This window comes from Sulfurospirillum arsenophilum NBRC 109478 (assembly GCF_000813345.1).
Taxonomy (GTDB): Bacteria; Campylobacterota; Campylobacteria; order Campylobacterales; family Sulfurospirillaceae; genus Sulfurospirillum; species Sulfurospirillum arsenophilum.
The window spans coordinates 452,352-471,366 of the sequence record NZ_BBQF01000002.1 but is presented as its reverse complement, the minus strand read 5'-3'; the positions used below and the strand labels follow the sequence as shown (position 1 = coordinate 471,366).

General features: G+C 33.5%; 17 protein-coding genes. 11 read left to right on the top strand and 6 right to left on the bottom strand.

Annotation, left to right across the window (positions count from 1 at the left end; genetic code table 11):
- Window positions 1-5: 5 nt before the first annotated feature.
- Window positions 6-2,618: a bifunctional diguanylate cyclase/phosphodiesterase gene (locus SAR02S_RS06655; RefSeq protein ID WP_041958064.1), complete on the top strand. Its 2,613-nt coding sequence runs from the start codon at window positions 6-8 to the stop codon at window positions 2,616-2,618.
- Here SAR02S_RS06655 and ppnP read toward each other — a convergent pair.
- Complete coding sequence (gene ppnP / locus SAR02S_RS06650; RefSeq protein WP_041958063.1) at window positions 2,584-2,895, bottom strand: pyrimidine/purine nucleoside phosphorylase; 312 nt, start codon at window positions 2,893-2,895, stop codon at window positions 2,584-2,586. The two genes, SAR02S_RS06655 and ppnP, sit on opposite strands and share 35 nt — an antisense overlap.
- A gap of 117 nt (window positions 2,896-3,012) precedes the next feature.
- On the opposite strand from ppnP, the gene SAR02S_RS06645 reads away from it, so the two are divergent.
- Window positions 3,013-3,660, top strand: a complete 648-nt coding sequence (locus tag SAR02S_RS06645; RefSeq protein ID WP_041958400.1) for a carbonic anhydrase — start codon at window positions 3,013-3,015, stop codon at window positions 3,658-3,660.
- 662 nt (window positions 3,661-4,322) lie between these two features.
- On the opposite strand, the gene SAR02S_RS06640 is transcribed toward SAR02S_RS06645, so the two are convergent.
- Together SAR02S_RS06640 and SAR02S_RS13210 are read right to left on the bottom strand one after the other, a co-directional pair.
- A complete protein-coding gene (locus SAR02S_RS06640) occupies window positions 4,323-5,183 on the bottom strand; it encodes a metallophosphoesterase (protein ID WP_041958062.1) in 861 nt (286 codons plus the stop codon).
- A gap of 27 nt (window positions 5,184-5,210) precedes the next feature.
- A complete protein-coding gene (locus tag SAR02S_RS13210; protein WP_052433555.1) occupies window positions 5,211-5,825 on the bottom strand; it encodes a metallophosphoesterase family protein in 615 nt (204 codons plus the stop codon).
- Window positions 5,826-6,014: 189 nt separating this feature from the next.
- Between SAR02S_RS13210 and SAR02S_RS06630 the strand changes: the two genes are divergently transcribed.
- From SAR02S_RS06630 to SAR02S_RS06590, 9 genes are all read left to right on the top strand, one after another.
- Window positions 6,015-7,202 (top strand): nucleotidyltransferase domain-containing protein, encoded by a 1,188-nt coding sequence (locus SAR02S_RS06630; protein WP_041958061.1) that lies wholly within the window; start codon window positions 6,015-6,017, stop codon window positions 7,200-7,202.
- Entirely contained in the window at window positions 7,199-7,810 is a 612-nt protein-coding gene (locus SAR02S_RS13205) for a type II CBASS E2 protein (protein ID WP_052433554.1), read from the top strand. The genes SAR02S_RS06630 and SAR02S_RS13205 overlap by 4 nt, the downstream gene beginning before the upstream one ends.
- The gene (locus tag SAR02S_RS06620; RefSeq protein ID WP_041958060.1) at window positions 7,803-8,858 is read left to right on the top strand and encodes an SAVED domain-containing protein; all 1,056 of its coding nucleotides are present in this window, start codon (window positions 7,803-7,805) and stop codon (window positions 8,856-8,858) included. The genes SAR02S_RS13205 and SAR02S_RS06620 overlap by 8 nt, the downstream gene beginning before the upstream one ends.
- A 25-nt stretch (window positions 8,859-8,883) precedes the next feature.
- Window positions 8,884-9,957: a DUF6765 family protein gene (locus SAR02S_RS06615; protein ID WP_041958059.1), complete on the top strand. Its 1,074-nt coding sequence runs from the start codon at window positions 8,884-8,886 to the stop codon at window positions 9,955-9,957.
- A 12-nt stretch (window positions 9,958-9,969) separates the two neighbouring features.
- Window positions 9,970-10,821, top strand: coding sequence for a hypothetical protein (locus SAR02S_RS06610; RefSeq protein WP_041958058.1), 852 nt, complete (start codon window positions 9,970-9,972; stop codon window positions 10,819-10,821).
- A 165-nt stretch (window positions 10,822-10,986) separates the two neighbouring features.
- Window positions 10,987-11,739, top strand: a complete 753-nt coding sequence (locus SAR02S_RS06605) for a DNA/RNA non-specific endonuclease (RefSeq protein WP_041958057.1) — start codon at window positions 10,987-10,989, stop codon at window positions 11,737-11,739.
- 11 nt (window positions 11,740-11,750) lie between these two features.
- The gene (locus SAR02S_RS06600; protein WP_041958056.1) at window positions 11,751-12,017 is read left to right on the top strand and encodes a hypothetical protein; all 267 of its coding nucleotides are present in this window, start codon (window positions 11,751-11,753) and stop codon (window positions 12,015-12,017) included.
- A gap of 162 nt (window positions 12,018-12,179) precedes the next feature.
- A complete protein-coding gene (locus tag SAR02S_RS06595; protein ID WP_084218464.1) occupies window positions 12,180-13,220 on the top strand; it encodes an adenine-specific methyltransferase EcoRI family protein in 1,041 nt (346 codons plus the stop codon).
- On the top strand, window positions 13,217-14,308 hold the full coding sequence (locus SAR02S_RS06590) for a GmrSD restriction endonuclease domain-containing protein (protein WP_041958054.1): 1,092 nt from the start codon (window positions 13,217-13,219) through the stop codon (window positions 14,306-14,308). The genes SAR02S_RS06595 and SAR02S_RS06590 overlap by 4 nt, the downstream gene beginning before the upstream one ends.
- Window positions 14,309-14,487: 179 nt before the next feature.
- Here SAR02S_RS06590 and SAR02S_RS06585 read toward each other — a convergent pair whose 3' ends face one another.
- The 3 genes from SAR02S_RS06585 to SAR02S_RS06575 are packed head-to-tail and all read right to left on the bottom strand — an operon-like array spanning window position 14,488 to window position 19,011.
- Window positions 14,488-15,417: a tyrosine-type recombinase/integrase gene (locus SAR02S_RS06585; RefSeq protein ID WP_041958053.1), complete on the bottom strand. Its 930-nt coding sequence runs from the start codon at window positions 15,415-15,417 to the stop codon at window positions 14,488-14,490.
- A 44-nt stretch (window positions 15,418-15,461) separates the two neighbouring features.
- Window positions 15,462-18,425 carry a site-specific integrase gene (locus SAR02S_RS06580; protein ID WP_041958052.1) on the bottom strand — a complete coding sequence of 988 codons (2,964 nt, stop codon included), beginning with the start codon at window positions 18,423-18,425 and terminating at the stop codon, window positions 15,462-15,464.
- Window positions 18,415-19,011 (bottom strand): hypothetical protein, encoded by a 597-nt coding sequence (locus SAR02S_RS06575; RefSeq protein WP_041958050.1) that lies wholly within the window; start codon window positions 19,009-19,011, stop codon window positions 18,415-18,417. The genes SAR02S_RS06580 and SAR02S_RS06575 overlap by 11 nt, the downstream gene beginning before the upstream one ends.
- Window positions 19,012-19,015: the final 4 nt, after the last annotated feature.

Sequence of the window (19,015 nt, the reverse complement as noted above, 5' to 3'; positions counted from 1 at the left end):
GTAGCGTGAATAAATCTATTTTACTTCAACTACGCAATCCTAAAACTATCTTAGTCATTGTTTTTGCACTCTCCTTTTCACTGCTTTCTTTAACCGTTTTTAATTTCCACACGCTTGAATCTGAAAAAGAGCGTGCAAGAGTTTATACTATTGCTGCAAATTATAGTTATGACATCAAATTTAACCTTGAGCGAGCACTCTCGTCTACCTATACCCTTGAAGCTTTATTGAAACAAAATAATGGTGAATTTATCCGCAATTTTGAAGAAATTGTAACGGAAATTTTACCCTCCTATCCGGGTGTCATTGAACTTGCGATTGCTCCTCGTGGTATCGTTGAGCAAGTAGCACCTCTTGCTGGCAATGAAAAAGCGCTTGGCCTTAATCTCTTTGAAGCAAAAAATCAAAGTAAAGAGTCCTTTTTAGCACGAGAAAGCGGTAATCTAACCCTAGCAGGTCCCCTTGAATTGGTTCAAGGCGGCATTGGTTTACTCGGTCGTTTGCCTATTTTTGAAGATAGAGCTAAAAAAGAGAATTTTTTTGGGTTTGCAGTAGCCGTTATTCGCATTTCTGAGATTTTTGATACGGCTAAAAATGTACAGCTTGAAGCGGAAGGGCTTTCGTATGAGATGTGGCGTAAACATCCTGATACGTCCGAGAAACAGATCATCTTTAAGTCCGCGCATACACAGTTGATCGACCCCATTTCGTATACATTTGAAGTCCCTAATAATACATGGACGATTACATTAGCACCTACAAAAGGGTGGGGTAACCCTATGGCCTTTATGCTGCTGGAGCTTGGTGCATTGGTCTTTGCCTTAATGTTAGCGTATATGGCAAAGCTGTTAATTGAGCTTAAAATTATTAAAATTGCACTTGAATCCAAAGTGATTCAAACGACAGGCGAAAAAAACATATTAGAGCGTCAATTTGAAGTTCTTTTAGATGCCATTCCCGATCTTATTTGGCTGAAAGACCCTAATGGTATTTATCTCTTTTGCAATAAAGCATTTGAGCGTTTTTTTGGTGCAAAAGAGAAAGATATTGTAGGTAAAAGCGATTATGATTTTGTAGAGTTTCAACTTGCAAATTTTTTTAGAACGCATGATATTATTGCGATGGAAGCAGAAGCTCCAACACGAAATGAAGAAGAACTGAGTTTTAAAGAAGATGGGTATAACGGGATTTTTGAAACCATTAAAACACCTGTTTATGGCCTAGAAAAAGAGTTATTAGGTGTTCTTGGTATTGCTCGTGACATCACCGCACGTAAGGAAAATGAAGAAAAAATTCAAAAACTAGAATACTTTGACCCGCTTACGGCACTTCCTAATAAACTCCAACTTCGTCTTCGCGTAGAGCATGATCTCAGCATCGTTCAGCGCCAAAATGAACAGTTGGCGGTACTGTTTATTGACTTTGACCACTTTAAAAATATCAATGACACACTAGGGCATGCCATAGGTGATGATCTTTTGGTGAAAGTTTCCAAACGACTTAAACCACTGCTTCGTCAAGTCGATACACTCTCTCGCCAAGGTGGCGATGAATTTATCGTTGTGTTACCAGGGGTGAGCGTGGATGATGCCGCGCATATGGCAAAAAGGCTTCTGCAAGCGATTGAACAGCCTATTAAGCTAGAAAATAATGAACTGATTATTACCGCTTCCATTGGTATAGCGCTTTATCCCGATGATGGCAAAGATATCGATACACTCTTTAAATGTGCCGATGCTGCGATGTATTTGGCAAAACAAAATGGTAGAAATAATTATCGTTTCTTTACCTCTGAGATTCAAAGCAGGTCTGCTCGTATCTTAGGTCTTGAAAATGCACTTCGTTATGCGCATATAAGAGGCGAACTCACTCTTCATTATCAGCCTCAAATCTCATTGAGCGATGGTAAAATTGTGGGAGTTGAGGCGTTACTTCGCTGGCATCATCCAGAGCTTGGTATGATCTCTCCTGTAGAATTTATTCCTATTGCAGAGGAGAGTGGACAGATACTGTTGATTGGTGAATGGGTAATGCGCACTGCCGCGAAGCAAATGAAGGCGTGGATCGACATGGGCTTTCCAGCCATAAGTGTCGCAGTCAACCTCTCAGCTGTTCAGTTTCACCATGCACATCTCTCACAACTGGTCAGTACCATCATCGATGAAGTTAAGCTTCCACCATGGTTTTTGGAGATTGAATTGACCGAAAGTGCCGCAGCACAAAATCCTATTCATGCGATAGAGACGATGAATGAGCTCTCTGCAAAAGGAATACGTCTCTCCATTGATGATTTTGGTACAGGGTATTCGTCACTTAGTTATTTGAAACGTTTTAAAGTCTATAAGCTTAAAATTGATCAGAGCTTTATTCGCGACATTGACGTTGATCCAGAAGATCGCGCGATTGTTAAAACGATTATTGCATTGGGTAAAAGTTTGGGACTTAAGACCATTGCTGAGGGTGTTGAAACCAAAGGGCAGTTAGACTTTTTAAAAGAAAATGGATGCGATGAAGCTCAAGGGTACTACTTTAGTAAACCCTTGAATGTCACCGATTTAGAAGCGCTACTCAGAGCGCCTGAGATTATTGTACAAAAGAACAGCAGTAGTCTGCAATAGAAGTTACATGTAATGTAAAACTTGAATTTGCAGGCACTTCAAATATGGCAGAGCCGTGAATGACTAAAGGCTCTTTTTGGTTTGGAAGCTCTACCGTAAGATCTCCGCTAAAAAACTCCATAATCTCGGCAGCACCTGTGTTAAACGTATAGTCTCCTACTTGCATGAAGCCAAGTGTTTTGGTTGATCCATCTTCAAATGTGAGCGTATAACTGATGACTTTGCCATCAAAGTAAACGTTTGCTTTTTTCTTTACAGCAACATTTTTAAATTCCATTTTTTCCCTTTTATAATGAATGATATAGATGCAATTATAGTTATTTTGTGCTTGTAATTTCTTTTTCATTCTGATTCACTATAATTACCCATCTAAAATTCAAAAGGGTGCTTGATGATGAAGATAGCTGAGCTTATTAGCGGATATGAGAAGTTTAAAGATACCAAATTTAAAAAGTATGAAAATAAATTTTTGGATCTTGTGAAAAATGGTCAACATCCAAAAGTTTTATTTATCGCGTGTAGCGATTCACGGGTTGATCCCTCTTTGATTACCAACTCTGCACCGGGAGAGCTTTTTGTACTGCGAAACATTGGCAATTTCGTTCCTCCTTTTGCCCCCGACAACGATTTTCATGCTACTGCGGCGGGTATTGAGTATGCGGTTTCGGTTTTGGGAGTAACGGACATTATCATCTGTGGTCATTCGCATTGTGGCGCGATTGAGACGATGTACACCAAAATCACCGACATTAACTTAGTGCATGTCAAAAAATGGCTTGAATTAGGACTTGACGCTAAAAATTATGTCACTCAAAAGTTGATTAGTCAAGATGTGACTCAACCTGAAAGGTTAGAGTTGACCGAGAAAATTTCACTGTTGTTTCAATCTAAAAATCTTTTAACGTATCCTGATGTTGAGCGTCGTGTTCATGCAGGCGATCTTTTTATAAGGTCATGGTACTATCATTTAGAAACAGGAGAACTTGAGTACTTTAACACCGAGTCAGGCGAGTTTGAGCCGATGATCGGGAGTGACAATTGATCCGTTGGAGTCTGCTTTTTATCCCACTTTTACTCAGTGCGTTAGAGTTTAAAATAGCCACCTATAATGTCACATACTTCGCCTAATAAACTTACAAATTAACTTACAAGATGATGCGATATTCTAATCGTTTCTTGTAAGTTAACATCATTGACTTATAAATGTGATATTTAACTTATAAAAAAAGCCCTTGAATTAGGCTCTTTATATACCTTCCTTAAAAATGTGATATTTATATGGTTGAATTATAGGTTCAGAAATAAGAAATAAAAAGTGAAAATAGTAAGGCCCGAGCCTTTAGCACTCCGACCTTAGCATCATTATGAAAAGATAGTACATGTGAGAAGTGGAAGGACACTGGAATGTCCAACTAAAAGGGGGCATACATCACACTACTTTTGAGATGAAAATTGTAGCACAATTTATGGTTACTCTTTGGCATATTATATTTAATGCCAAATCAACCTTTTAACTTCCAATATTCAATGCCTTTTTTTGCAAGCCAAAGATTGTATTGATTTTGTATTACTAATCAACTCTCAGGTGATCTGCCAAGTGTTGTGAACATTCAAAGTATCTTGTACTAATTCATACTATAATGAATCAATGTACACACCAGCTTCAAACTCGTTACTCATAAAATAGCCTTGATATAAATACTCTTATAACTCAATCGTAACAATCTTCATCTCCTTAGCTTCCCCTTTGTAACCTAACGCATTAGTGATAAAGCGTTTATCCTGACGTGTGTAGTCATAAGAGGTATGGTTATGCCCATATATCCAAAGATTGGCACGCATTGTTTGAATCAGTTCTTCTGCATTAAAACAGAAAAAAGATGTGGTTGGATTCTTCTCCCAACCAGGTGTTTGATGTTTCATATCAATGCTTGGATTGTAATGACTAATCATAACATCACAGTGTTGATGAATACTTTCTAATTTGGTATATTCTTCTTGGTATAGGGCATCGAAATAATCAATCTTCATGTGTTTCTTATCATTGATAGCATCACCCCAAAGATCTTGTAAAAAAGCTTCAATATCACCATAGTAATAGGCTAATGTTTGCATGGCTTTAAGAGAGTGAAGATTTTTTTGAACATAAGCACTGTTATACCACCCCATAGCACCACCAAAGGTGATTCCCTCTAATGTAACTGTGGTTCCATCCAATACAATAAAACCATTATTTCTATACGCTTCTTTGGCAGCTTCTGCTTTTTGAAGACCGCCTTTTGTATACGTGGTGATGTATTCATGTCCAATAAGATAATAGTCATGATTGCCTAAGACCAGAATAATCTCTTGATAAAAAGCTTCCTTGAGATGTTTGAGGATATGAATGTTTTGTTCAATACTGTGTCCAATATCTCCTGCTAGGATTAAATAATTCCCTTTGGGTTTAAACGTACGCCAAAAACCAATCACGGCATCTTTGGAAGGAAAGAAGGTAGGACTTTGTGTATGAGAGTATCCAAACCAGCTATCAAAATGGGTGTCACTGAGAATATCAATTTTCATGAGAAAGGATTTCCTTATTTAAGCTATCTAGCAGAGCTTTAAAGGCATAAACCGTGTGTGTTCCACACCAACATTCACACAACGCTTATCTTCGTTGATTTTAGAGTGAATATGCCCATGATAATTTAAATCACAGTGGCACCAATCAAACAATGTTTCTAATACTGCTTTGCGTTCATTCTCGATCTCTTGTGCATACACATCATGATAAAAGCAAGGGTAATGGGAGAATAAGATACGTTTGCCCTGAAAGTCTTGAATCCAACAGATACATGAGTCTAAAAGTTCTTGAGAGAAAGTATCCTGCAAACGTTGCTCAATTACTTGCTTTTCTTCTAAAGGGATATCGAACACAATCGAATCAATCACTCTTTCAAAACCATGTTCTTTTAAAAAAGAGGTGCTTTTTTTAAAATCATGATTACCTTTTAAAAGTGTAATCTTTCCTTTAAGCACTTTGGCATAATCCCAACCTTTGGATTTAAAGGCAAAATCACCTAAATGCCACACTTCATCTTCAGCACGCACAACACTGTTCCATAAATCAATCATCATTTCATCATCAATATTTTCACGTAAAGGTTCATAGAGTTTAATATTGTCATGGCAAAAGTGCGTATCAGCAATAATGAATAATGACACAAAGTGACCTTTAAATAAACGAGATGAATTATCAGTTATTGTAACGAGGATATGATGAGTGGAAGATTAACAACTAGCCTTTTGTTAATTTTTTTAAATATTAGCATTTCATTTTGAAATATATAGTGTTTGTGTTTCTTAATAGTGCTAATATTATAATAAAAATATTATCTTCTTAAAGGAGACAGCTTGGCTTTACAACAAAAAGACTCTTTGTATTGGAAATTATTAGTTGCCATTACGGATCAAATGAGTTTACCACAATCAAAATTTGAGGACGCAGAAGGAAAATATTTAGCTGTTGCTAGATGGCTTGCAGATTCAGGGGATGGACATTTTGCAAAAACAGATATTTATCCACAAGGTTCAATGAGGTTAGGAACTACAATTAAACCTTACAATGAAGAAGAATTTGATATTGATTTGGTAGCACATTTACCAAACATAACAATGGATAACAATCCAAATGTAATAAGAAATCTCATAGGGAAAAGATTATTGGAACATGGGTACTATAAGACTATACTAGAGCCTCTAAATAGAGGGTGGAGATTAAATTATGCAGGTGATTTTCATATGGATATCACACCTTCAATACCTAATACTAATACACATTTTGGTACAAATCCTTACAGACATGATGCCGAATATGTTCCAGATAAAAAGCTTCAAGATTGGAAAGATAGCAATCCTAAAGGATTTGCTAAATGGTTTGACGAGATAGATAAAATTATGCCAGTTTCAATTTCAAATGAAAATAGAGGTTTGGCATTTGACGCAAATATCGAAATGCTACCTTCCGCTGAAGCATTTAAAGGCTTTTTAAAACGAAGTATTCAACTTTTCAAAAGGCATCGAGATGTTTATTTTGCTGAAAAAAATAAAGAATTAACTAACTATAAGCCTATCTCTATCCTATTAACAACTATGACAGCCAACTTATATAAAGATTTAGTGCAGGGTGGTATTTCTGCTTCACCTATAGAACTTTTAAAAATCATTATTAGGAACTTACCTAATCGCATAAAAACATTGCGTGGAGAATATTGGGTTGAAAACCCAACAAATGCGCAAGAAAATTTTGCTGAAAAGTGGAACACAGACAAGAACTACTATACAGCTTTTAAGCTATGGCAAGAAAGTCTCTACAATGATATTGAGGATATATTGAAACTTGAAGGCTTAAATGTTGTTGGCAACAGAATGAATGACTTTTTTGGTCAAAAATATGTCACATTGGCAATGGAATCACTTAATCACGAAGTAGCGAATAGTAGAGCAAATGGGTTATTAGCTGGAGGTATCATATCAAGTCATAATGGTTTATCTAGCAATGTCGCTAAAAATACTTTTTATGGTAGCGAGCAACACAATTGACAAAAAATAAAAAACGTCGGAATAAAAAAAATTCTCGGCCCAAAAAACTACAAAGCTTTTTATTAGATTTTATCCATTGTACCAACTACAAAGGCAATATTCCTATCTATCAAAAAGAGTGGCATCGGGACAATGATTATTTTTGGTTTGAATTCTCAATTAAGCCCACTCCAATAAGCGAAGAGTATAGAATTCTCTTTATTGAATTTATTGGGTACAACCCTTATATCTATTTACTCTATCCGATGTTCCCAAAAACTGGGAGTAAGAGATATCCTGTTCCTCATATCTACAATCATAAGACACAAAGACTTTGTTTAACTTTTCCAGACTATAACGAATGGCAAAGCAGTAAGACTTTGCCAGATACATACATTCCTTGGACAATTTTATGGTTATATTACTATGAAGAGTGGCTATATTCTGGAGAATGGAAAGGTGGAGGACTTGAGCCAAATGATCCTGAAGTTTTAGAAATAAGAGAGAAAGAAGCTAAAAATTCAAATTCAGAAATTGATTCTAAAACTAAGAATACGGTTATAAAAAAAGCTGAAAAGATTTGCTTAGCACGAAGGAAAATCAATATTGAAAGGCTAAAAAATGTTTGACAAACTGCTTAATATTGCCCTCAGGGTATTTGAGCTTTTTAAAAAAGATCCTCAAGTCAGAATTGCAACTTATATGTTAGGAAGTGGGGTTGTATTATTAACAGGAGGACCCATATTCACTTCGCTCTTACAGCAGTTTGTTATTTCAAAAGCTGATTGGGCTTTGTCATTTCAACCACCTTCATATGCGTTGACTTTTTTTGGTTCCATTTTGATCATTGTTGGCTTAGGGATGTGTATTTATAAATTTGTAAATGCCAATAAAGACAATATGTCTATTCTTTATTTAGGGGCAAATATTCATGGTACTTCTCAAGATGAAGCACAAAAATTCTTACCTTCATTTATAAAGGCTTTTTGCATTTCTGTACCTTTAGAACAAATTGACACCTATAACAAAAATGAAGTAGTAGATGATTACAAATATAACAAAAAAACTTTTCGAGGACATATAGAGCACAGGGAAGCAAAAAATATCTATATGGCCTCTCTTGGTTCTTTTCCTTATTTATTTCTACTAGGAAGTTTGCTAAGAAATGGCTATCGAAAAGTCAATATAATGGATTATAATAGGGGTAGGAGCGAATGGTACACATTGAGCGAAATAGGTAATCACGTACATAGCGTCTTAGACGATAATAAGCATCCTCAAGGGCACACAATAGAAAACATCATTTTACAACTACAGAGTAATGAAGGCAATGAAGTAGGTATAGCACTATCGTATACCTTTGAGATTCAAAAAAGTTCCCTACCTACCCATTTGCAAAACCAAACGCTCTATCTCAAAAACTCTGCGGGAATGGGACATGATTTACTTTCAAACAAAATTTCTCAAGATGACTTATTAAAAGAATTATCTCAATATATAGAAAGACTAAGTCAACATAAAAAAGTTTGTTTATTTGTCAGCGCTCAAGCGTCATTTTGTCTTAATATGGGGCGAACCTATATGGATAATAGCCATGGAACAGTGGTCCTCTATAATTACAACAGAGATGAAGGTTATAATTGGTCAATAGAGTTTAATAATTCAATAATTGAATAATAGAAATTCTTAAAAAGGAGTATAGATGCAAATAGATTGTCACCATGGTATGACATATGTTCTAGCGAGAATGGCGGGTTTTAAACACGAAGAGGCGGAGGTAATTGCATATGCAGCACAGTATGTAGATGATGCCACAAATTCGGGACTAATAAAGTTTGAAAATGGTGCAATGTATTCTAGAATATGCTCTGCACATGGTGTGTATGATTTGAGTGAGCACATGAATGAATACGAAAACCATTTGGTTTGGGTTCCTTTTCATTTTTTACCTGGCAATGAAGGTAAAATGGAAAATGAAAACCCTGATACATCGTTTATCGACAAATTAGTGTGCAAACCCGATAGCTATGTTGCAAAAGAAATGGTTAGTTATTGCGTAAAAAACAGTGATAAAGATTACTCCCTTCATAGACTTGGAATTACAATGCACGTTTATGCTGATACATACGCACATCAAGGTTTTGTAGGGATGATCCACGATATGAACAAAATAGAAGATTTAGAAATGGAAAACGAAGATATGGGTTTATTTAATAAAGCAAACTCTGCCACCTTAAGCGCAACTTTTCCAATGGGACACGGTCCCGCCCTGCAATGCCCAGATAAGCCTTATCTTAGATGGTCATACGTAAATGGTCTAGGTGAAAGAATCAAAAGAGATAATTTGGATGATTTTATGATGGCAGCAAAAGCAATGTTTGGAGAGTTAGTTAGATACAGGTTTGACTCTGGAATGGGTGAACTTAGTGATGAGTTGACAGAAAATGCCGAATTCAACTTTGCAAGAATAAAAAGAAATCTTGAATCTTTTACTGAACCAGATGAAAATGAGAGGCATGCACGATGGCTAGCATCTATTGCAAAAGGTGACTTTAGTTTTGAAGCTCAAGATCTCACATATATTGCCAAAGGCAAAGATTCTTGGAAACATAAAGCAACAGGTCAGTTAGAAGAAAAAGATGATCACAATGAGAAATTCCCATATTCAAAAGAATTTTTAAAGAGCGATTGGAAGCTTTTTCATGATGCAATTCAGGAGCATAGGCTAACAGTTCTTCATGATATCCTGCCTAAATATGGCATTTGTGTTGCATAAAGGAGCAAAACAATGAAAACATTTTTTTTAATCTTATCTTTGTGTTTTTCCACTCTCTATGCGGACAAAGTGACCATATACGATCTAGGAACAGGAAGTTTAAAAAACCTCGTGGCATCCTATGAATATTCACCGCCAATCAAAGGTCCTTTTGACATGTTTGATGTTGTAAAAAGTCAAAACAATATTTATTTACAAAGAGATGACCAAGAAAAAACAGTTCTTTTGTACAAGAATAAGACAATGAGTTTTCCCCAAGTTAAAGATGAGTGTTGTAATCTCGTTGTCAGTGATCATAGCGATGAATTATATTTTATTGAAAAAATAGAGAAAGAAAAAAATATTGTTATATTTGATCCAAAGTCTGAAAAAATCAAACAAAAAATTAAAGTTCCATATGGTGACAACCTAACAATATCGCCTGACGGATGGGTTTATTTGCAACATCATGATTTCAGTAACGATCCAAAAGCAAAAAAGACAATCATCTACAGAAAAAAATTATCAAAATTTGATAATGAATGGGAAAAAATTCTGGAAGAAAACCAATTATTATACATCTATTGTACTCCAGCAGATAGTTCATTTTCTTTAATAGGTGAAACCTCAAGCGATCAGCATTTGACGAAATTTTATAATGTGGACAAAGATCAACATCTGACATATCTAGGAGAAATCAATCTCAGCAAAACACCTATTGGAAAATACGTAACATATCACAATCAACCACAACCAATATTTTTCAAAGATAAGAAAATTTATACTTTTCAAGGTGGAAAACTAACAGTAGATAAAGATTTTACCAACAGTCAATTTAAAAATATTACTGTTGAGCAAAACAATATTTATGGGATTCTTTATTAATAAATTTCTGTGTTTCAGAGAAGGATGGAGTTAGTCCATTCTTCTTTTACAATTACTATATATCAAAAAACAGAAGACGCTATATCGTGCATTTAGATAAAATCTCACATTGATATGCTAATATCCCGCTTTAAAAAGAATCTTCTTTTAGTTAGGACTTCATTTATGAAAAAAGCATTGCTACTCACTTCATTGTTTTCCATCATGCTCTATGCAGCACCAACGGCTTGTTCAAAGTTTTACGTGGATGGTGAAGCACCAGATATCGTAAATGAGAAACTGGCAGCTAAATCCAAAGAATTATGTTTTCAGGCATTTGGTGTCATGCATAGTGGTATTTCAAAAACACCTTTATGGAGTGCAGAGTATTTAACAACATCAGCCATTGATGCAGATGTTCCTAGAAAAGATAAATTTCATGAAGAGACACTTTTACCTCAAGGTGAAAGAGCAGAACTAAAAGATTATGCAAAAAGTGGTTACGATAGAGGGCATATGAGTCCCTCTGCTGATATGCCAACTGAATCAGCTCAAGCGGAGAGCTTTAGTTTAGCTAATATGGTGCCTCAAGATCATAATCATAATACAGGTATTTGGTCTAATATAGAATCAGCAACACGTTACTTAGCTAAGAAAGAAGGATCACTGTATGTTATTACAGGACCTATCTATAAGGGAACACTCAAATCCATTGGTAATAGTGTCTTAGTACCAACGTATATCTATAAAATTATCTATTCCCCTAAACAACAAAAAGCAGCTGTCTATTTTACCAATAATGAACCAGGAAAAGCTTATCACGTTATCTCTGTTAAAGAGTTAGAAATCCTTAGTGGTATTAACTTCTTTCCAAAAATGAATGAAGATAAAAAAGCACAACTGTTAAGCTTACCAGAGCCCAAAGAAATGAAGCACTAAAAGGACAACTCGTGTCAAAAGAAAAATTACTTTGTATTGCACCCTTTGAGAATGAAGAAGAAGTCATTACCATACAAGAACTCTCTATTGAAAATAGGCTTGATAGAGTTTCTATACATGGCGCAGTAGATATCACCAAAGACCAACAAGGCTTAGAGTATGCCTTTGCACTTAAACGTCAGATTGACACTATTGTGGAGTATTTGAAAAAACAAGATTTACCTGAGAAAATTAGTGTTGAGAATGTGGCTGAAAAAGTGGTGAATCCGTTTGAGTAGTGCTTTGATAATATATTCTAACTTCCAAAATATAGATATTTATATTTAAAAATCCCCTTCTTCCTATTTTCATAAATAATATATAATTTAGTAACTTTTGATTAGAATGAATGGCTGATAATTAAGAATTATCAAATGCACTAATTGGTAAGGAAAATAAGCGTGGCAAATGCAAATCTGACAAGTGCAAAAAGCGCAAAAAAAGATGAATTTTATACACAACTTTCAGATATTGAAAGAGAATTAAAACACTATAAAGACCATTTCAAAGATAAAGTAGTTTACTGTAATTGTGATGATCCTCGTATAAGTAATTTCTTTCACTATTTTTCTTATAACTTTGAAAAATTAGGACTTAAAAAACTTATCACTACATGTTATAAAAATCAAGAAAGAGATTTGTTTAGTGAAAACAAATCTGAAAAGGCCATTTATCTGGAATATGCAGGTGATAAAGATGGCAATAATGTGCCCGACATTGAAGAAATAGGAACACATCAATTAAAAGGTGATGGAGATTTTAGAAGTGAAGAAAGCATTGAACTTTTAAGACAAGCAGACATTGTAGTCACTAATCCACCATTTTCACTTTTTAGAGAATATGTGGCACAGCTTATAGCTTATGAAAAAAAATTTATTATTATTGGACATCAAAATGCAATTTCATACAAAGAAATATTTAAATTAGTAAAAGAAAATAAAATATGGCTTGGTTATGGATTCAAAGGTGGTGCAAGCCATTTTATTAACAAGCATTATGAAGATTATGCTACAGCTACAGATAAAAAAGAAGGGATGATAAGAGTTTCTGGTGTCGTATGGTTTACAAACTTAGATATTTCAAAAAGACATGAAGATTTAAATCTATATAAATCCTATAGCCCTAAAGAATATACATTTTATGAAAATTTTTATGCAATAAATGTTGATAAAACAAAAGATATACCCATTGATTATGAAGGATATATGGGTGTACCAATTACATTTTTAGATAAATATAATCCTGAACAATTTGAGATTCATGGATTAGGTATTGCAAATTCAGGTTTAGAGATAGGTGTTCAACCATATAAACCAGAACATAAAAAATATCGTAAAGAAATCCAAAAAAGAGGTGCTGTTGATGGAGATTTGTATATGTTAATAGATGGTATTGTTAATGTTCCATATGCACGAATAATTATAAGGAATAAAAAGCTATGAAAATTGAACTTAAAGAGATAACTATACGAGAGCTTACAAATGGCTATCAAGATAATGAAGAAAATGGTGTTTTGGGCTATGATGGAAAATTAGATATTCGTCCACCGTATCAACGCGAATTTGTTTATAAAGATAAACAGCGTGAAGCTGTTATTGATACTGTTATGCAAGATTTTCCACTTAACGTGATGTATTGGGCAGTCAAAGAAGATGGCAATTACGAAGTTATAGATGGGCAACAGCGAACGATATCTATTGCACAATATATTAACAGTGACTTTTCATATATGATGCGTTATTTTCATAATTTACATAAAGATGAAAAAGAAAAAATCCTCAATTACAAACTTATGGTTTATTTTTGCAAGGGAGAGCCTAGTGAAAAATTGGAATGGTTTAAAACCATTAATATTGCTGGTGAGAAATTAACAGACCAAGAATTAAGGAATGCTGTATTTAGTGGGAGTTGGGTTAGTGATGCAAAACGATATTTTAGTAAAAATGGTTGTGTGGCATACAACAAAGCTAATAAATACTTAAGTGGTACTGTAAATAGACAAGAATATCTTGAAACAGCAATAGAATGGATTGCAAAAAGTAAAAGCACTACCATTGAAAACTATATGGCGATGCACCAGCACGATGAAAATGCAAGTGAGCTATGGGTTTATTTCCAAAGTGTGATTAATTGGGTAGAAGTCCTTTTTACAGAATATCACAAAGAAATGAAAGGGCTAGATTGGGGCTCGTTTTATTTTAATTATGGAAAAAATAGTTATGACCCTATCAAACTCAAACAAAGAGTTTCAGAACTAAGAAAAGATGAAGATGTAACAAGTAAAAAAGGAATTTATGAATATCTCTTAAGTGGTAAAGAAAAGCATCTCAATATTAGACCTTTTAGCGAAAATCAAAAAATAGAGTGTTATGAGAAACAAAAAGGGATATGTGTCATTTGTAAAGAACATTTCAAAATTGAAGAAATGGAAGCAGATCATATCACACCTTGGTATTCAGGTGGTAAAACAGACACTCTAAATTGTCAAATGCTATGTCAAGAATGCAACAGAAGAAAATCTGGGAAATAGGTTTTTTTGGACTCTGAATGTTGCCGATTTGTGTATTTTATTGTTTTAAAACTCCTTAATCAAGCTAAAGCAATAAATAACTAAAAACTTCAACTAATAGTATTTTGTGTATTATAATTCTTAATTATCAGACATTGGTAGGCTCAGAGAATAGCTATTTTTAGCTATTCTCTGAGGAGTTAAGCGATGAAAGAAAGATGTTTTCTTGGATGTTTCGTATTGAGGATTTTTCTTTGATGTTTTGTATTAACTTTGGTATAAATTTGAGTCGTTGAGATAGAAGCATGCCCTAGCATGTTTTGAATATATCTTACATCAACACCTTCTTCTAAAAGTAAGGTTGCAAAAGAATGCCTAAACATATGTGGAGTAATATGCTTTGAGGCATTTACTTGCTCTTGATGTTTTTGGACCATTAATCTTATTCCTTGCTCTGAAAATCTTTTATCTAGTCTATTGAGCAGAAAAAAACCTTTTTTATTTTCTAAATTAAAAAGTTTTACATACTCTTTTAGTAAAGATAAGACCTCATGATCACAAATTTGAATGATTCGTTCTTTTGATCCTTTTCCAAATATTTTTATCATTCCTGTTTTGATGTTTATTTCATTGATTTTTAAATTTGATAGCTCGGATACTCTTACTCCTGTAGCGAATAGCATCTCTATCGTTAAAATATCTCTTACCAATAATTTATAATTGCATGTATCTTTAAGCTGGTGCTTTTGCTTATGCATGTAAAGATATTTTAGTATCACTTGAATCTCTTTTAAATCCAATGCCTTTGGCAGCATTTTTGGCTCTTTAAGGGCTACTCTAAGTTTTCTGAACGGATTTACTTCTATTATTTCATCAAATTCCAAATAATTGAAAAGTGCTTTTATAACTGCAAGCTTTCTTTTGATTGTTTTAATTTTATAATTATTGTCATAGAGTTTTTCGACATAATCCTTTAAGTTATATTTGTCAATTTTTTGTACCTCATAGGTGTAAAATATCTCTAAAAATTGGGTAAGATCAATATCATAGGCTCTCAAAGTCTTTGAGTTTAAATTTTTTTCATATTTACAATGAAATCGAAAATCTTCAATAGCATTTTGTAATAGCATATTTCTCCTTTTTTGAAAGGAGTGTATTGATTTTATTCTAATAACTAATATAAAATAGTATTCTGATTAATTATTTGAGGAGCGTTGATTTTCATTTTTGCAATAAAATCTGAAAGAGCATCATTTTGTTGTGCCTCAAGATAATATTGCATAACATAATCAATCATCGCTTTGTCATTATTTGAAAAATTTGATATTTTTTCTATTTCTTTATTATGAATTGCTAGATTGAATGCCGCTATTGTTAATGCAGCAATGGAGTATGAATCTTTTTCTGCTCCCAATTGAAAAGCCTTATAAGTATTTTCAAGATAAGCAATTTCTGTTGGCCGTACAACCATATCAAATATTTTATTTTGTTTTTTATTATGAAGTGAAGGATATGCATTTTGATGATTAATTGTATCTCCTGAATCGTTAAACGCTGTATTTATTTCTATTTTCTGAAGGATTTCATACCATCCCATAACTTCTTCAACAGCTACTTCAAATCTTTCAGATTTTGGATTATTACTATAGTTACACTTATTCTCTTCTTCTATCTCAATAGCAAGCCTATGCATTTTTGCTAGAGCTAAATTAGCTTGATGTGTTATTCCATTAAGGAAAAGCTTCCCAGTAATGAGATATGGGCATAAAGAGCACATTCTTTCTCTCCCTTCAGGACATTTTACACCTGGGCAAATACCATGTATCATTGGAAACCATTCAGAAGGATGCTTTGATGATGCAATGGTTACACCTAATATAGATTTTGTTGTCCCATATTGTTCAGGATCTTTTTTTCTCAAAAGTGAAAAAAGTCCATTATCTTCGAATGCCTTTGAAATTTCATTTGGATCTGATACGTTATATTGATTTGGTATTTCTTCCAATACAAATTTTTTTGTATTTTCAACAAGTGTCTCATCGTCACCAAAAAAGAGTTTTGAAATGGCACTTGTAAGTGTTTTCTTTTTCTCATCTGTCGTTAATCGAACATAAATGCCTAAAAGTGTATTTGCATTTGTATGTCCAGTTAATTGCATAACAAGATTGACTCCTAAGCCTTCTTGCAGGTATCTGGTCGCTCCAGTAATTCTAAATGAGTGAATATCGTAAGCACATTGTATATCTTTTACTATTGTTTCTGTTGTCATACAATCGATTTCTTTATGGTTGAGGGGGAAAGGTCTTCGATCTTTAAAATAGATTATTTTAATATTTGGTTCTAACCCCTCTTGAATAAGTTGATTATTGGCTTCTATTTGATATTTTGCAAATAATCGGTACATATAATCTTTGTGATAACTATGACTAATTGGCATAAACGTGGAAGGCATAATCATTAAAGGTTCATATTTTTCCCAAGGAGTGTTAGGGTCATTATGATAAGTTTTTTTTGGAATTACTGGGAAATATTCCATGTGCCATTTATAGAAATCTTTAAATATTTTAAGATCTTCCCATACATTTGGAATTTTCTGTAATTCACTTCGATTGACATTTTTATCTGTATTTATGATAAAAGATTCTACATCGCCAATATCATCAAAAACTAAAGAGTTTTTTCTACAAAGGTTCCTGACTTGTTCTCCACGTAGAGGTACATATAAATGAAATAACAACATGAGTGCCAAAGGTGGATAAACATCTTTGTGTGGCCACCAAGATAAATCAGCTTTATTAGGATTCCATCTGACTTTTGTAATAGGGGGTCTTTCTACTAAGATTTCTCGAAGATGTCTAATCATTTTTTTTGGCATAGCTTTTCTATTACTTATAGCTTTTTTAGCAGTTTCTGGTATAAATTTTATTGCATAGGCAGGCATTAATCCAGCATATTTTAGAAATCTTGCTAAAGCGATAAGTGTTGTTTTTGCATCGTTTTCTCCACCAAGTAATGCATAAGTTTTGCTATTAGTGTTCTCATAGAAATGACCAAAAAAAGCTTCGTTATATTGTTGTTTTGGAAAATTATCCATTAAAAATTCAAAGAACCTTTTTAGTCTATAAATAATTCCTTTAATTGTTGTAGCAGCTAATTTTTCATTTTCAAGGTGTTGAATAAAGCTTAATACTTGAATTTTTAGATATGAAAAATTCTGATGAATTGAAGTATCTAATTCTATAAAAAAGCTTTTACCTGAAGGTGTCTTTGATTGTCTAATCTTTTCGCCTGCTTCAAATGCGGGGTTTTTTATTTCGTGATATCCTATTTTTATAAGTGCCCATCTAAGATTATTGAGGACAGAGATAAACGCTTTAGGTCTCCAAGAATTTTTGTCTGCAATGAGTTTTATATTGGCTGAATTTTCAAAGTTTGTTAGATCAATTTCTATGACTTGATCAAGCTGTTTCCACTGTGTTGATGAGATAATGCGACCAGCCATCACATTTTTTTGAGATATTGTTTTTGCTCCAGAATGTTCAACATTTTGTTTAAGATTTATGTTCTCATTGATCGCTTTGAAAATCAAATTATCTTTGAAGAAATAGTTCGCTCCATAGTTTCTTGAATAAAAATAATCATAGGCCATAGCATTTGGGAACAGAAGATCTCCTTTATCCCATAGCCATAAAAAAAACCAATCGAGCATATATTGCACACTAGTTTTGATGTTTTGAGCATTAAATTGTGTTTGCTTTGAGAGATATATGGATACTAATTCTTGATAGGTAGCTCCATGAATATATTTATATACATGTAAATGTGGTTCTTTCACAAGTCTCAAAATAGCAGTATCTCCATCTATGAGATAAATTTTTTTTATGGCTTTAGAAATATTGACAAAATCCATTGAACCGCGTTGATATTTAAATTTATCGTTGTTTAATGTTTTCCCTGCTTGTCCATTAGCTACAATTTCAGAGAGAAAAAAGTCAAGGAAGCAACAATAATCTTCAATAATGGTAAGTGGTTTGTTTTGCTGAATAAGAAATGAACAAGTCATATTGACTAAAGGGAGGGTCTCTACAAAAATTATTTTTGGGTCAGTGGTAGCAGGACTAGAAATATTATTTTGCATTTTTTAAAATCCCAAGTTTTGATACTAATTTGTTATTTAACAATTTGTTGCCATATAAGGATAATTGAAGATTGAACTCTGCATCAAAAGAGACTAGTTTCTTCTCAAATAATACTTCAATGATAGTTGTTAATGCATCTCTTAGCTCAATATTTTCATCAATATTACTTGCAGAATCATTCTTTATATCTTCATATTTTATATTTTTTAGATGATGTTGGAGTAGTTTCATATCTCTCTTATATTGACTTATTTCCGACTTTAGTCTAAATATCTCTAATGATGCTTCTGCTTCATTAAGTGTTGTTTTATATCTATCTTTTGTAACCTGTTGATGATTCATCTGTAATTTTTCTGATGTAATGAGTGTTTTATATGTAGGATTTTTTGAAATTGCAGCAGCCGTTAAGCCACTTTCTCCTATTAATGGATCTGCAATTAAATAAGTAATTTTTGATACAGACGATTGATTAATGTTGGCTCCGATACTTTTTAAGTGAGAAATCGCTTTTGTAATAAGAATAAAGTTTTTTTCTTTTATTTCTCTTCTATAATTTGCAAGGTTTGATTCATTGTTTTTATTCATACTA